This window comes from Lysinibacillus sp. TE18511 (assembly GCF_054062295.1).
Genome location: NZ_JBSSFD010000016.1, coordinates 14,595 through 29,703 on the forward strand (window position 1 = coordinate 14,595; position 15,109 = coordinate 29,703).

The 15,109-nt window shown below is 34.9% G+C and carries 15 protein-coding genes and 2 pseudogenes; 5 read left to right on the forward strand and 12 right to left on the reverse strand.

What is annotated here, in order from left to right:
* Positions 1 to 13: 13 nt before the first annotated feature.
* Positions 14 to 217: a hypothetical protein gene (locus ACVWXS_RS13155; protein ID WP_068985645.1), complete on the reverse strand. Its 204-nt coding sequence runs from the start codon at positions 215 to 217 to the stop codon at positions 14 to 16.
* Positions 218 to 475: 258 nt separating this feature from the next.
* Between ACVWXS_RS13155 and ACVWXS_RS13160 the strand changes: the two are divergent.
* From ACVWXS_RS13160 to ACVWXS_RS13170, 3 genes and pseudogenes are all read left to right on the forward strand, one after another.
* A pseudogene (locus tag ACVWXS_RS13160) lies at positions 476 to 691 on the forward strand (DUF5367 family protein); the annotation flags it as partial.
* A 50-nt stretch (positions 692 to 741) separates the two neighbouring features.
* On the forward strand, positions 742 to 1,104 hold the full coding sequence (locus tag ACVWXS_RS13165; protein ID WP_368636500.1) for a VOC family protein: 363 nt from the start codon (positions 742 to 744) through the stop codon (positions 1,102 to 1,104).
* A gap of 285 nt (positions 1,105 to 1,389) precedes the next feature.
* Complete coding sequence (locus ACVWXS_RS13170) at positions 1,390 to 2,322, forward strand: C40 family peptidase (protein WP_456958516.1); 933 nt, start codon at positions 1,390 to 1,392, stop codon at positions 2,320 to 2,322.
* A gap of 516 nt (positions 2,323 to 2,838) precedes the next feature.
* Here ACVWXS_RS13170 and ACVWXS_RS13175 read toward each other — a convergent pair.
* From ACVWXS_RS13175 to ACVWXS_RS13195, 5 genes and pseudogenes are all read right to left on the reverse strand, one after another.
* Positions 2,839 to 3,021 (reverse strand): hypothetical protein, encoded by a 183-nt coding sequence (locus ACVWXS_RS13175; protein WP_456958517.1) that lies wholly within the window; start codon positions 3,019 to 3,021, stop codon positions 2,839 to 2,841.
* A pseudogene (locus tag ACVWXS_RS13180) lies at positions 3,012 to 3,236 on the reverse strand (response regulator transcription factor); the annotation flags it as partial. The pseudogene ACVWXS_RS13180 and the gene ACVWXS_RS13175, both read right to left, overlap by 10 nt.
* Before the next feature lie 308 nt (positions 3,237 to 3,544).
* Complete coding sequence (locus ACVWXS_RS13185) at positions 3,545 to 4,930, reverse strand: UDP-N-acetylmuramoyl-tripeptide--D-alanyl-D-alanine ligase (RefSeq protein WP_456958518.1); 1,386 nt, start codon at positions 4,928 to 4,930, stop codon at positions 3,545 to 3,547.
* A gap of 42 nt (positions 4,931 to 4,972) precedes the next feature.
* Positions 4,973 to 5,164 carry a hypothetical protein gene (locus ACVWXS_RS13190; protein ID WP_456958519.1) on the reverse strand — a complete coding sequence of 64 codons (192 nt, stop codon included), beginning with the start codon at positions 5,162 to 5,164 and terminating at the stop codon, positions 4,973 to 4,975.
* Positions 5,165 to 5,375: 211 nt separating this feature from the next.
* Entirely contained in the window at positions 5,376 to 6,770 is a 1,395-nt protein-coding gene (locus ACVWXS_RS13195) for a Mur ligase family protein (protein ID WP_456958520.1), read from the reverse strand.
* Between the two features lie 158 nt (positions 6,771 to 6,928).
* Here ACVWXS_RS13195 and ACVWXS_RS13200 point away from each other — a divergent pair, with 158 nt between their 5' ends.
* Positions 6,929 to 8,131 carry an ATP-grasp domain-containing protein gene (locus ACVWXS_RS13200; RefSeq protein WP_456958587.1) on the forward strand — a complete coding sequence of 401 codons (1,203 nt, stop codon included), beginning with the start codon at positions 6,929 to 6,931 and terminating at the stop codon, positions 8,129 to 8,131.
* Between the two features lie 85 nt (positions 8,132 to 8,216).
* Here ACVWXS_RS13200 and ACVWXS_RS13205 read toward each other — a convergent pair whose 3' ends face one another.
* The 5 genes from ACVWXS_RS13205 to ACVWXS_RS13225 form a co-directional block, all read right to left on the reverse strand.
* Positions 8,217 to 10,388, reverse strand: a complete 2,172-nt coding sequence (locus ACVWXS_RS13205; protein ID WP_456958521.1) for a YheC/YheD family protein — start codon at positions 10,386 to 10,388, stop codon at positions 8,217 to 8,219.
* A gap of 193 nt (positions 10,389 to 10,581) precedes the next feature.
* Positions 10,582 to 11,013 carry a hypothetical protein gene (locus tag ACVWXS_RS13210; protein WP_368636505.1) on the reverse strand — a complete coding sequence of 144 codons (432 nt, stop codon included), beginning with the start codon at positions 11,011 to 11,013 and terminating at the stop codon, positions 10,582 to 10,584.
* Between the two features lie 224 nt (positions 11,014 to 11,237).
* The gene (locus ACVWXS_RS13215) at positions 11,238 to 11,573 is read right to left on the reverse strand and encodes a DMT family transporter (RefSeq protein WP_456958522.1); all 336 of its coding nucleotides are present in this window, start codon (positions 11,571 to 11,573) and stop codon (positions 11,238 to 11,240) included.
* Between the two features lie 14 nt (positions 11,574 to 11,587).
* Positions 11,588 to 11,914 (reverse strand): DMT family transporter, encoded by a 327-nt coding sequence (locus ACVWXS_RS13220; RefSeq protein WP_368636507.1) that lies wholly within the window; start codon positions 11,912 to 11,914, stop codon positions 11,588 to 11,590.
* Positions 11,915 to 11,919: 5 nt separating this feature from the next.
* On the reverse strand, positions 11,920 to 12,087 hold the full coding sequence (locus ACVWXS_RS13225; protein WP_456958523.1) for a hypothetical protein: 168 nt from the start codon (positions 12,085 to 12,087) through the stop codon (positions 11,920 to 11,922).
* A 193-nt stretch (positions 12,088 to 12,280) separates the two neighbouring features.
* On the opposite strand from ACVWXS_RS13225, the gene ACVWXS_RS13230 reads away from it, so the two are divergent.
* The gene (locus ACVWXS_RS13230; protein ID WP_456958524.1) at positions 12,281 to 12,991 is read left to right on the forward strand and encodes a hypothetical protein; all 711 of its coding nucleotides are present in this window, start codon (positions 12,281 to 12,283) and stop codon (positions 12,989 to 12,991) included.
* Between the two features lie 114 nt (positions 12,992 to 13,105).
* Here the strand turns inward: ACVWXS_RS13230 and ACVWXS_RS13235 are convergent, their stop codons facing one another.
* Complete coding sequence (locus ACVWXS_RS13235) at positions 13,106 to 14,374, reverse strand: DUF5068 domain-containing protein (protein ID WP_456958525.1); 1,269 nt, start codon at positions 14,372 to 14,374, stop codon at positions 13,106 to 13,108.
* Positions 14,375 to 15,109: the final 735 nt, after the last annotated feature.

Genomic DNA, 15,109 nt, shown 5'->3' on the forward strand with positions numbered 1-15,109 from the left:
TTTCATAAATCAATCAATCCTCCATCCAAAAGTCATAATCAGGATGAGAAGGATTAATTTGCATGACTCCATTCTTGACTATTACAGTTTCTTTACTTGCTACAAGTTCCTTAATTCGTTTACTATCAAGATCATATCTTTTAGGAATCTTTTCTTTTGTATCGAATTTTTCTTCTTTTAGAACTTCTAACATATCTTTATCATCCCTTTCTTTCACAGTCTATCACCTCCAATAAAGTAGAATAGATACTACTACTATTATATTAGAGATTGATAGGGTTTATTTAGGAAAATTATAGCATATATTGGCGTAGTATCAAGAAAGGTTAACTTTTCAATCGACAAAAAGAAGAAAGAACCACAACAAAAGTGATGCAGGACTTTAATTATGTATTCTACTAGTTGATTTTACTTAAAAGGTTTTCCGTAAACTCTTCTCTTGTGTCTAGATTTTTTATAATAAAATCTATCTGACTCAAAGCAACTTCAAGCAGCCATTTGCATCGCATTACCTGGGATGCTCATCGATGCAGTCGTATTATTATTTTTTGATACTATTTTCACAAATTTACCAGCTGACGTAGATCGCTATTTTGCTTCATGGCTGTTATGGGCCTATTCTCTCATTCTTCTTACTGGTTTTATGAAAGCTTCTTCTAAAACAAAAAACACTATACTTAGAAGGATTTAACAATATTTTCTAGAAGTAAGTATAGAATAATTCTTTTAGGGGGAAGAAAAATGATTATTGGCTTACACCATGTTCAAATTACTATTCCAAAAGGTCAGGAAGATCAGGCCAAACATTTTTATTGTACGATTTTAGGGCTAAATGAGATTGAAAAACCGGATTCTCTTAAAGGACGAGGTGGATTTTGGTTACAAGTCGGCAATAAAGAGGTACATATAGGCACCGAGGATGGCTTCGATCGATTAACGACGAAGGCTCATATTGCCTACCAAGTTGAAAATATACAATACTGGAAACAAGTATTAGCCGAACATCATGTAGAAATTTACGATTCTGTGCCTATTCCTCATTTTGAACGTTTTGAATTTAGAGACCCATTTGGTAATAGAGTTGAGATGATTCAGGAAATTTAAAAAGCCCTTTTTGTACTGCTCCAACGATGTTAGTAAGTCCTCTAACATATTTGGAGCAGTTTATGATTTCATGCAATCTACAAATAATACATCCTACTGAAACATTTGTAATGAAACTGTAAACTCTCGCGATGAAGCCTTTTATATCAAGCGTTGAAAGCCTATTTCGAAAAAGCGTGGTAACATTTACCTCAAAGAAGCCCTACTTTTTCATGCTACGATTAATTCCAATGGCAAGCCAAAACAGGATTTATCCTAAAAAAGCTTCAGGAGGAAATTAACAACATGAATAAACGATTTTTAACTACAACATTAGCATTGACGATCGGTTTTAGCACAGTGGGGATGGTACAACCTACTGTTCATCCAATAGAAGTAGAAGCTGCAACAACAAATGCCCAAAATAACGCACAGGCCGTTTCTTTGAAAGCAGATCAATTAATTCAAACCGGTAAAAGCTTAATTGGTAAGGCAACATACAGCAATACTGTATACAAGCCGACATATCCTTATAAATTTTCATGCGCTTCATTTTTAATGTACATTTTCGAGCAGAACGGTGTTGACCTAGGCACTTACAATGAAAATTATATGATTCAACAAGGAACATATGTAGCGAGAAATCAATTACAAAAAGGCGATTTACTATTCTTTAAGAGTAAAAAGACAGGAACAGACCCTGATCACGTAGGTATGTATATCGGGAATAATAAGATGATCCACATGGCTGATTCTAAACAAAATATTGTTATTTCTGATTTAAATAGCAAGCCATATTACACAGAAAATTATGTCTCTGCTCGCAGAGTCTTACCTACTTTAATGTCAGCTAACCCTGCAACGAAAGGCGATAAAATTGTTGAGAACGCCTTAAATTATAAAAATAAAGTAACAATTAGCTCAACGAATAATGAAAAGAATCTACGTTTTACAGCACCAGGATACGTAGAGTTTATTTATCGTAAGAGTGGCGTTAATCTTGGTACAACCAATTTAAAACAACAAATGAACGTCGGAACAACGGTTTCACGTACCAATTTAAAAAAGGGCGATTTGGTGTTCTTTAATAGTACGACAGGCTCTAAAACCCCTTCAATGGTAGCTATCTATGCTGGTGATCATCGTATCATCATTCCAAATTCTGATGGTGTAATGACAAGAGTACTATTGGTTGACTATTATAAAGACCACTTTATTACAGCAAAACGTGTATTTTAAAAAAGTTCAACTCTAACTGTTGATTATTTCTACTACCTAAACAGTAGAGTAGACCGACATTTCTCTCCTATTAACGCACGTTTATAGTTTAAATAGAAGAAAAGAAGCATTCCTTTATGAGGAATGATAGTATCCTCTTTAAGTAGACAATGTTGAAAGAGCTACAGTAATCTGTCATTAACATTCTACTTAAAGGGGATTTTTCTATGCCTAGAAAAAATAGTTTGTATACAGTAGAAGTTTTTTATTTGCATTTTATTATTCTTTAATAGAAACCAACACTAACTATAAAAATTAAAAATAAAAATAGCATCAGCATGAATCGCACAAATGCCTGTCTAATTTCTTCATTACTTTCAGCTATTTTTATTTCTTTTCTAAATTTGAACCAACTAAATAATGTTGTAATTGTTATAAGAATAAATATAAAAATCTTCATATAATCTCCATTCCTCTTTTTAAATGTTGTATACGAAGCAATCAGCGCAAAATAAGTTCAATCAAAAATTTCATACATTAATAATGGCTCTTCACCAAAATATGTACTTGACAGCACATTCCACTACAGGCGGACGCTTTCCTGGGGGCGAACCTTGAGCCTCCTCGTCGCTTACGCTCCTGCGGGGTCTCAAGCTGTTCGCTAATCCCCAAGGAGTCGCCGCCTTCCGTTCCATGTGCTAATTTCGTTTTTAAAACCAAGTACATGTTTCGGTGATGACCCTTAATAATAGATCTTTTATTTCTTTAAAAATGAATCTATCATGTTCATCAATCAATTCCAGTCTAGATTTAACCTCAAGCTTTTCAAAAATATTACCTATATGTGCTCTCACAGTAGATTTACGAATAAATAACTCTTCTTCTATTTGATTATCTTTTAATCCTTTGATTAATAAATCAACTATCTCAAGCTCTCTACTACTTAATAACCCCTCCCATTTTTACTATTCTCGATAGTTCTATATTTATATGTAAAGGGAACTGCCAGGATAATGCCTGTATCGAATCCTTCTTCTCACATTTTAAGAGTGAATGTTTATATCTCTTAGCTGACAATTCTGAAGATGACGTGATACAAGCCGTTGAAGAATATATATACTTTTCGCTTCCAAAAACGACTCAACCATCTGGCACCGATAGAATATCGACACCAGATGGTTGCTTAGACTCTTTTTAAGCTGTCTACTTGACAGGGGTAACCCCAGAAACTTCTTTTTTCTATTTATCTATTTTTTAGGTTATTGGCAAATTCAATCATAGATCTACTAGACATCGGTCCCTTGATAAGCACTATCGTATCTTGATCAAGCTTTGGTTTCAAAATTTCTAAAACGCCCGTAACATCTTTAAACTGATGAACTTCTGCGCTTGTTCCTTCCTTTAGCACTTGATCTGCAATAGTCTCTGCTCTTTTGCCAATCGTAATCAGTGTATCAATTTTTCTTTGGGCGACCATGGAGCCTATTTCCCGATGATATTTTTCTTCGTAATTACCTAATCGCTTAATATCTCCTAAAATAAGGATGACTTTTTTATCTTTTCCTATCGTATCTATAACTTTTAAAGCTGCTTCAACAGATGTCGGGTTATTTGTCCACGTGTCATCTACTATCGTACTATCACCAATACCTGTCGAAAGTTCTAAATGTCTTGCCATCGGTTTATATGATCGCAAACTTGAGATGGCATGACGAATGGAAAGTCCCATTTCTTTTATGGCCGCGATAGCAGCTAATGCATTATATACTTGGTGTTCACCGTAGCCAGGGACAAATACATTGTACTTTGCATCGGATACATGTAAAACAAACCGCATGCCGTTATCTTGAAATTGTATTTTAGAAGCTTTGTAATCTGCTTGTTCCTGTAATCCAACAGTAATAATCTTTCCCTTAAAAGTATGCATAGGGATCTTCTTGATATTTTCATCATCGCCATTGATAATCAAGATGCCGTTATCCCTTATTCCATCTACAATTTCTGCCTTCGCTTTAATATAGCCTTCAAGGTTTCTACAGCCATCTAAATGATGCACACCAATATTTGTAATGATGCCAATAGTCGGCTGATAAATCATACACTGATGCTTAATATTCCCTGTATTTCCTAAACCTAATTCAAATATTGCTGCTTTCGTTGTGTCATCGATACCTGTCAAATAAGGTAATGATTGCCGAGGTTCGTTTTTACTACTTATGGATGCTTGAACATTCCATTCTTTACTTGCTATATGTTTAATCATTTCTTTCGTTGTTGTTTTTCCACATGTACCTGTCAAAGCAACAACAGGTATTTGGAACAGACCTCTGTAATATTCCACAAACTTCCAGTATGCCTGCACAATACTTTTAACCTGAATAACAGTTGTATTCTCTAGTGCGTTTTTCAGCTCTGTTGTTGATTTATTTGATAACACTAGAGACGGACCCATACGATTGATCTCTTGCCAGTTAATTTCATCATTTTTACTAACAAACATTAGTGTATGACTTTGCGTCAAATCGTGTCGATTATAATAGATGGCATGTTTGACAGACCAATTTTCAGAACCGCTTATCAATTCCCCCTGTAGTAATTTCCTAATATCACTCACACTTATATGTTGCAAGGACTATTCCCCCTCTCTTTATCCAATAATATATGTCTCTAATCAATTGGGTATTGTTTGGCTCATCACCATAAAGTGTAGTTGATTTCCGTACCAACCGGGCGCTTGGGTGCTGACGCTCCGCTTTCGCACAGATAAAACATTTGCCGCTGACGCTTCGCTTTCGCGCAGAGCAAAGCTTCCTGGGGGCGTCCGATGAGCCCCAAGGAGTCGCCCAGCCTCTACTCCAATCAACCTATATAGATGGCAAACGTTTTAACAAATGTCATCCACAACTTTTGGTGATGAACCTGTTGTTTGGCCAATCTTCCAACATTTCTCGTATGGACTTCTGTTTTATCGCTTTTTATCTTCTTTCCAGAGCGCTCCTTTCTAGCAGAATACTATACATTAGTAGAGAAACACTCTGTGTGGCACAGTCATGATCCCACACGATTAGTTGAGACTATTCAGCTGGGGGTACAGTTTTTACCTTTAATTTTGCAGCTAATTCAAAAATTTGTTTACTATACATATCTCCTTTAATGAGAACAATCGTATTTTCATCAATAAGATTTTGTAATAATTTATAGACGAACGTACTATTTCTAAATGTATAAACATGTGAACTAAATCCTAAATCAATGGCATGGTCCGCCATAATGCGTGCATGCTCCCCTATTGTAATGAGTACATCGACCCCAATGCGATTAATTAACTCTCCCGCCTGCTCGTGAATAGTATATCCCCAAGAGCCTAAATCTGTAATCGTTCCAATTATTGCAATCTTTTTCTTACCTACTCCAAGCTCATTCAAAACCTTTAATGCGGCTTCCAAAGAAGTGGTCGTAATACTCCATGTATCATCCAATAACACGGAATCATTAATGCCCTCAAAAAGCTGAAGCTGCTTATTTAAATGTCGGAATGATCGCAGTTGTTCAGCAGCCATTGGAATAGGAACACCTATTTCATAAACGGCTGCAATGGCAGCAAGCGCATTATATACTTGATGTTCACCAAATCCTGGAACAAAGATTTCATAGCTCATCTTTTTGTGATGAACGTTAAACAACATACCATTTTTGTGGTAGCGAATATCACTTGCTCGAAAATCACTGGATTTATGCTTACCTACTTTAATGATTTTTCCGTGAAACCTTGATAAATCTATTTTGCTTGTGTTGACATCCTCAGCATTAAGGATTAATGAGCCTGCGGGATCAATAATGTCCAGCATTTCTCCCTTTGCCTCAATATAACCCTCCAACGTTTTACAATAATTCAAATGATGTGCTCCTATATTGGTAATAACACCAATGGATGGCTTGAAATATTTCCCTGCTTTTTTGACATCCCCTGGTGAACCAACAGCCGTTTCAAAAACAGCCGCTTCAGTTTCATCATCAATGCTCAGTAAATATTGTAAAGAAGCTGTTCTAGAATTGCTGCTTAGCGTAGTGGCTGCCACTTTATTTTCAGCAGAAAGAATATGTTTAATCATTTCTTTTGTCGTTGTTTTTCCTGAAGTGCCCGTAATCGCAACGATTGGGATATTAAATTGACTTCGATAAAAATGTACAAATTTCCAATAGGCCTCATCTACATTCGCTACGTTAATAATGATTACTTGACTAGGAATCTCTTTTGGACTATAAGACCAATCAGTTACTAGCACTAGAGGAAAAAGTGACTCTAGACTTTTCCAATTAACAATATGTTTATCCGTAAAAAGGGCTGTATTTGTTTTTTTCACTTGCTTTAGTCGATAAGCACCATACTGAATTAGCACTTTATCTGACCCATGCACTAGTTTACCTGCAGTAATCATGGTTAAATTCTTCACCGAAAGAGGCTTCATATTTTCTCTCCCTCCTTTCTATTTCTAGTATATGAAGCATGCTTAAAGTTGCTTGGATGTAGACATGATACATAACTAGAAGAAAACTATGTGTTTGCATATATATATAGATGATTAAGTGATTAAGTAACTAAGTACCATTAGAAGGAGTGATATCTCTGAAAGCCATTGTATTTATCGGTACAAATAAATCCGGGTCAAGTCGTGAAGCAACAAGAGCAGCAGAAAGATTAGGCTATTTTACAATCCTTTTCACCAACAATGAAAAACAACTTCAACAGCGAAAAGCCTACCCCGACATTCATAAAATGATTCTTATTGACACTTTGAACATAGAAAAAATGAAAGAAGAAATTGATAAATTATTTAAAAATGGATTTGAGATTAAAAGTGTTGTAAGTTTTGTTGATCCATTTGTCCATATTGCTTCTATTTTATGTGATGAATTTTGTCAAAACTATACATCTTCATCCGCCATCGAAATAATGGAGGATAAAGAAAAAACAAGAAATCATTTAAGGGACCAAAGTTATTCACCTCAATTTGCCCTAATTAAACCAGACGAAACCATTTCTAATAATATGGGTTTTCCATTGATTGTGAAGTCTCCAAAATCAACGGGCTCCAAAGATGTGTTGTTAGCAAAAAATTCAGCTCAGCTTAATAATCACCTCAAATCTCTTCGAAGTAAGAATCCAAATGAAACAATTATGATTGAAGAATACCTTGATGGCCCTCAATATTTAGTGGAAGCCATCGTTTTTCAACACCAAGCTCATGTAATAGGCATTATTGAACAAGAAATTACCAAGGGGAAACGCTTTATCATTACCGGTTATGGCGTAGTCGTCAAAGCTCCTGCGAACATTCAAACTGGGATCGAAGAAGTACTCCATTCCATTGTTAAGGCATTTAATATTGAGAATGGTGCCCTTCATTTAGAGCTTCGTTTAACACAAAATGGTTGGAAGCTGATCGAGATTAATCCTAGAATTTCAGGCGGCGCCATGAACAATATGTTACAAGCTGCTTTTGGATTTAGTTTAGTGGAAGAAACACTTAAGTTATTTTTAGGTGAAGCCCCTAATGTCAAACCGAGGCATAGAAAATCTGTTTATACAAAATACATCATTGTTGACAGTAAAGGTATTTTAGAAAGGGTAATTGGAAAAAATAGAGCAACTAAATCACCAGGTATTGTAGAGGTATATGTAAAGCCGAAAAGAGGAACATTACTAACTCCACCTTTATCAATGGGTCATCGCTATGCATATGTCATTGCGGAAGGTAACACTTTAGCCGAAGCTAGAAAAAATGCGACAACCGCAGCAAAAGAGATAAAATTTATTCTAAAAGTGTAAAATAAATTTTCTAAACAGAATATATTTCAAAAAAATTGCCCGAGTAATTGTCACGTTCTAGTGGACAGTTACTCGGGCTTAAAAATTATTCTTTAAAAGTTTGGTCTAAAAATTTTACCGTTTCAAACATATTCGTTTTACTTGCACCCTTTACTAAAATGGTGTCATTAGGTTTTATGATTTTATCTAATAGTACATGCAGTTCTTCCTTATTAATAAAGTGATAAACTTTAGAAGGATTCATCCCCTTAGCTATTGCAGCATTTCCCATTTCCTCTGTTCTAAATCCGTAAGTAATGAGTAAATCTATCTCTTGCTCTTGAATGTACTCGCCAACTTTACGATATTCCTCTTCCCTTAAATCCCCTAGTTCTCGCATCTGACCTATGATTGCTACTTTCCGTTGCTTTGCAATATTCTTAAGAACATCAATTGCAGCCCGTACACCTTGAGGATGAGAGTGAACAGTATCGTCAATAACTGTGATTTCATCGCGACAATTATAAATTGTTAACCTTCTTGGCGGCTTTTTGAAATTTAGTCCCGCTTTAATATCTAATGGGCTAAATCCTAAATGATCGGCCACTGCAATCGCATTGAGCGCATTATAAACATGATGTTCCCCTAAAATCGGGATATACATTTCAGTTTCTTGTCCCTGCAGCTTTATTTTAAATGTCATACCAATATCTTTATATTGAATATCATAGGCATTATAGTCTGCTGTGCCATGAATACCAACTGTTAAAACCTTTCCTTTAAACTTCTGTGTTTCTAAAAACTTAGAATTGTCATCATCTTTATTCAATATTAGTAAACCGTCTTGAGTCATTCCATGTATTAACTCTGATTTTGCCTTTGCCACCCCTCTAATATCTCCATCAAAATTACCGACATGAGCCAAACCGATATTTGTGATAATACTAATATTCGGTTGGATAATGCTACAGTGATTTGTTATGATTCCAGGATAGGCCATTCCGTACTCAAGCACGACCGCTTCATGTGAAGCATTGATTTCTTCGGCGTGTTTTTTTGTATGCTCTGTCGTATTCCAATAATCTTTCGATTCAAAAATGTTCCATTTTACCGATAAGATAGAGGCAAGAAATGCTTTAGAAGTCGTTTTTCCAGCACTACCGGTAATCGCAATAATTGGTAAATTTTGTTTTTTGGTTAGGTGTTTATTTTTCTGTTGAGTAATTTCACTTTGAAGTTGTTTCTTGTTCTTTGCAAGATACATTGCATATTTAATAGAATGGATCACAACATCTAATTCTAAATAAAAGGCAGGTGGGCAGCCCGGCCGCCAGTTTACCTCATACATCCAAATTTTTTGATTTTCATCTAATCCAATATCAATGCCAATTTCATCAATGACCTCTCCAAATTGCACTATTTGAATATCATCTAAATGATGGGCTAATGACAAAGAAAAATGCTCTAGCATGCGCCGGATATTATAGCCATCTTCTTCAAATTCCTGCTCCAAAAAAGGATCTAAATAATTTGTAAAACCACCATTGTTAATATTAGGTATAATCGAGCCATTTGGTGCAATGCGCGGATAGATTGTCGTAATAATCCATTTGCCTTCCCCGTTTTTTTGCACATGCAGACGAAAATCATAAACTTGCCCTGATTTTGTTACTGATTGAATATAGGGCTGCATGATAAAGGTTCCAGTAGAAAGTTGATCAGCTAGTAATTTATCTAACTGGGGCTTCGAATAAAGACTCTTTTCGCTATCCTTCCTTACCTCAAAATTAGTACTCCCTGCTTGCGAAATAAAATAGATCCCTTTTCCCTTTCGGCCATCTATAGGTTTAAACACTACTTTTTTATAGGTAGTCATAAACTTATGGAACAAATCAGCACTTTTCACAATCTTTGTTGGGATTAAATACTTGTCAAATTTCTTAGCTTCCCTAAGACGTTCCATAACGTTCCACTTATTTCCGATTGAATGTGTTGTAAAAGGTATTTCTTTTTTTAATCTATTAATAATTCTCTTTGATACCGCTAATTTTTCAGGACTTCCTGCATTGTATATTACATCTGGAAAGGGCATTTTCCTATCGTGCCATTCGCCATCTTCATATACTTTCCCGTTTATGGAACGTGTATTAAAATTCACGCTTCTTGGTGTAAAATAAAAAAATTGAGCTCCTTCTGCTTTTGCCACAGCTGCATATGCATACGACTTAATAACAGTTCTAGGATCTAAACGGTGATGTAACATCCCAATAATTGTCATGCATTAATCTCTTCCTTTCCTGTAATTCTCTTTCTAATAAATTCAATCCATCTAGCATGCATACAGACAGATGCTCTAATCATTCTGTTATTTTAGTGACTCCTCACCAAAATATGTACTTGACGGCACTCCTGCTTTTTATATCAAGAACAGATTTTAGTATTGTTTCATTTGAATAGTAAAAAAATGATCATCACCATTTGGGCTCAATGATGTATTTCCCTTTTAACATATCAGGCTTTAATAATTGAATTGCCGAAATACCACTTAATTCAATAGATTTTTTTGTGGATGTTTTCTCTAACCTCACAACCTCTGGTAACAAATTCGTATCGTTCCCTTCATAATCATAGGCACGTAAAAGCGAAACAGTTCCACGACAACGTTCCCTATCAATATCCTCTATACGAAAAAACTCTGTTTCAAACTTCTTTACTGTATCTAATAATTTTAAATGAGCACCTTTATGTGTTACTAAAAAAAAGGGTATCGTATCACTTCCAATTATATTCACAAGTAGCTGTCCAAAGTATTTAGAATGAAAATCATTCATCATATCCTGGAGTGTTTTTATGTCGTAGAGTGCTTCACATAAAAAATGATTTCTTCTGTTTTCATTATTCATTTCCCCCAGCCCCTCCCAAGTCTTGTGAGACATCTATTATCAATGAACCAATTTCAACATGTTTAACACCTTCTCGTTATAATATGTAGAACTTAGGGATATGACGACTTTTTTCATGAAAGAAGGGGATGTTCATGCGGGATAAATTTATATAAATGAAAGAATTCTACAAAAAAAAGAAAACGTCCATCATTTAAAATTTAGACGTTTTCTTGTTATGAACGCTATGTTGTTGCATTATGTCGGTCTCCTTGATTTAGAAGAAGAACACCACCAATAATTAGTGTAATTCCGATGGCTGAGTAAAGATTAAAAATATCTCCCCATATAACGATTCCCACAATGACTGTTAATGCTGTGCCTATTCCAGACCAAATGGCGTATGCAAGGCTTAATGGTAACGTTTTTAAACATAAAGATAATGAATAAAACGAAATGCCATATCCAAATACGACTGCAATGGATGGACCTAAAATTGTAAATCCTTCTGAAAGCTTGAGCATCGTTGTGGCAAATACTTCGGTAACAATGGATAACGTTAAAAATAGATAACCTTTCATTGGCAACTTCCTCCTTAATGTCCACCACCAGCAAGGTTAAGAAAAACCACACCGACAATAATGAACAAAATACCAATCATTTTTTTCACATTGAATAATTCCTTATAAAACACTACGCCGACTATCGCTGTTAGCGCCGTTCCTACCCCCGCCCAGATCGCGTAGACTGTGCCAATTGCTAAAGATTGTAGGGTTAAGGATAGGAAATAAAAGGCAGTCCCGTATCCAACTACTACACCAATTGACGGTAGTATTCGTTTAAAGCCATTTGTAAGTTTCAGCATGGAGCTTGCAAAAACTTCTGAGATAATTGAAATAAATAAAAAACCAAAAGCACTCATCTATGTTAGTCCTTCCATGTCATTTGCATTAATTGTTCAAAAACACCCTCTACTGCTTCATCCGTAATCGGTGCGATATTTAATCGTTTTGCATAATACAATCCATCAATCGTTAACCGAATCAAATGTACAATAGAAACCTCCAATCCATCCATACATAACTCCTCTAGCAAGCATTCATAAGCTGATGAGATAGATAAATGATCCTATTGCATAATTTGAATTTTTAATGCCTTGCATATCACAATTAACGTTGACACGATTTTTGTATATTGAATATGCTTTGTTCATTATACACTTCATTTTAACCCTTCCAATAAAATTCTGTATAATATGACAAAAGACAGAAAGAGAGGATATATCATTTTGGATTCTTTAAATACATACAGAGCCATTTTGCAAATGGACCAAAAAGGAATCTCTCAAGCTTCAATTGATTTTTTAGTTGAACATATTGGGGATGACTTTGAAAAGTTCCGCAGAAAATATAAATTTTTATCTATTTCAAAAGGATTTTTAAGAAGCTACTCCTCACTAAAGGACATGGAATTAAAAATCGAAGGATCAAAATTAGAGCAGTCTGGTGAGGAGGCACCTTTAACGAAACTTGAAAATGACTGGTACTTTGCTGATATTATCAATAAACTACCGACTTATTTACATTTTGAGAACTTCTATCTGATTAAAGAGCATATCGATCATGAATACTTTGTGCTCAATCGACTTCGTGCTGAAATTGTTTTATTAGACTATAGCCATTTAGAAAACAAAGAACGCATCTATGTAAATTCATCAATAGAAACTTTTTGTCTTTCACTAGCGATCTATAAACGGTACGTCAATAAAATGACTAAATACTATAACGATTTTCGAGATCAAGAGGAAATGAAGTTTAGTGATGAAATATTAGCAATTCCCCATCAATTAAGGACGAAGTTACGAAAAATTGATTCTACTATACTATGTTCAGAAAATAATTCTTTACACTATTGGGAGAAAAAATGTGATGACTGGGTGGAAAAACTTGCCCTACTAGAAACGTCTCATCGAAAAGGATTAGGGTTAAGTGGATGGTAAATATATAGTGGTACTTTAAAGTGTTGAGGTGAGGACAAAATACTCGTCTTATATGAATCCCCAACAACGAAAAAATGAAGCCCTCTCAAATTAGCTTGAGAGGGCTCTTACAATTTATTTTGGTAATGTAAACGTGACTGTATGGCCTTTAGAAGTATCCTTTGCACCTTTATCTCGAATTGGACCTAATTCAAGTTCAAAGGCTTTGTCTTTCCAAATTTTTTCATATTGCTCTTGGTCTAATACGTATACTTGCAATAGCTCGCCAGCTTCTCCAGCTTTAATAATGTCATTATAACTGTAATTTAATAACATACCTTCGCTCAATAAATATTGTGAGCCATCATTAACCGTTAATTTTGAAGACATAGCAGATAAGCCAATTTCACTAGCAGCTTTATTGTCTAACTTAAATTTCACTGTTAATAATGTAACACCATTTGTGAAATTGGAGAAACGAGGAGCTTCCACCTCATTTGGTGTAAATGCTGTAAACTGATACCCTTCTAGAACAGCATTAACATCACCAATTTTTTTGCTTTCATTGATGTCGCTTTTTTCCTTCAGCATCTTCTTTTCACCCATATTTTCCATCGTTGCTTTATCTTGATAGAATGATGCGTTACTTGATACTTTTTCCGAACCAGCAGCATGTAAAGCTAGATTAAATCTTCCTTCAGAACCGATCGTAGAATCATATTTTTCTTTTTCAGTAAGCGGTAGTGGAACCATTACCGCTACAGTGCCCAGTTCATTGATTTTTGCTAAATCTGCTGCACCGAATGGATAAGCAATATATCCTGTTACCTCTTCACCCTTTTTTAGCAAATAATCTGTTGAGTAGCTTAGCTTTGTTGGTAATTGATCTTCTTCAGGAATTAATTCCTTATAATTTGTATAATATTTTTCTGCACCCGTAAATGTGATATCTAAACTAGGCATATAATAAACATCTTTATCCATGTCATTTTTCACAGTGTATTTAGCTAAAATAACGCCACCATTTGTTTCCTCGTTAAATGGAATATTAAAATCAGTATGGAAATCCTTCAATTCTACTACTGAATATGCATCCAGTGAAATCGAAACATTTTCCATTTTATGTACTTGGGGTTCATTGTTTTCAAATAGAACTTTCGTTTTCCCTTGAGTTTCCTTCTCCATATAAGAAATTAAAGAAGCAAAGTCAGCTGATCCTTCAGTTGATTCTTTATCTTTTTTAGGCTCGTCTTTTTTAACTTTATCTTGTTCTTGTCCTTTTTCTTCCTGTGTGTTCTTTGAATTTTCATCTTTTTTTGCTTCATCTTCATTGTTTCCACAGCCACCTAGAATAATTGAAGTGGATAAAATTAGCGAAGACATTAAAAATAAACTCTTTTTCATTTCTTCCTCCAAGATGTATCTTTATCATTTTTTAAGCTCAATTAAAAAACAATTTATACTAATAAAAGCAATTTTTTGAGCTGATACCCATTTTAATCCACATTTAGCTCCAAAACAACGTACATTGGAAGAAATTATACTATCGAAGCAATGACAATCCAAATATTGTTTTTTTAATAATTCAATCTTATTTTTCAATTTCCATTAATTTGCATATTCAAGCTTTTTTAGTATATTTTCTTTGAATAATAATTATAAATGTACTAAAAAAAGAGTATATTCTATAACTTTCAGAAAATAAGGATAATATACCTAAGAACATAGACACATGTGAAATCACGTATTTTCACCTTAACGTCATGGCGGCTGTCACTTCATTTTGATGCAAATCCATCCTAAAACTAACAAAAATAGAGGCTGGGACATAACTGGTCAAAACCTTAAAAAGCGCGAGAAATCAATTTTAGAAACGTTGATTTCTCGCGCTTTTCTGATGCGAAGTTTTCTAATTCCGCTTAGAATCAGGCGTGTTGATTAGGGAAAAATAGGTTTATTATTAAGCGAGAAAAGGAATTTTTTTTGCTATTTTTGCTAATATATTCACATTTTTAACTGATTGTAGCGTAGGGCTACTCGACTCCCGCGGGAAAGCGAGACAGACGAGACCCTGCACGGAGCTAAGCGGAGGAAGCGGCTCGACGCTCGCCCGCAGGAAGCCTTGCTCTGTGCGAAAGC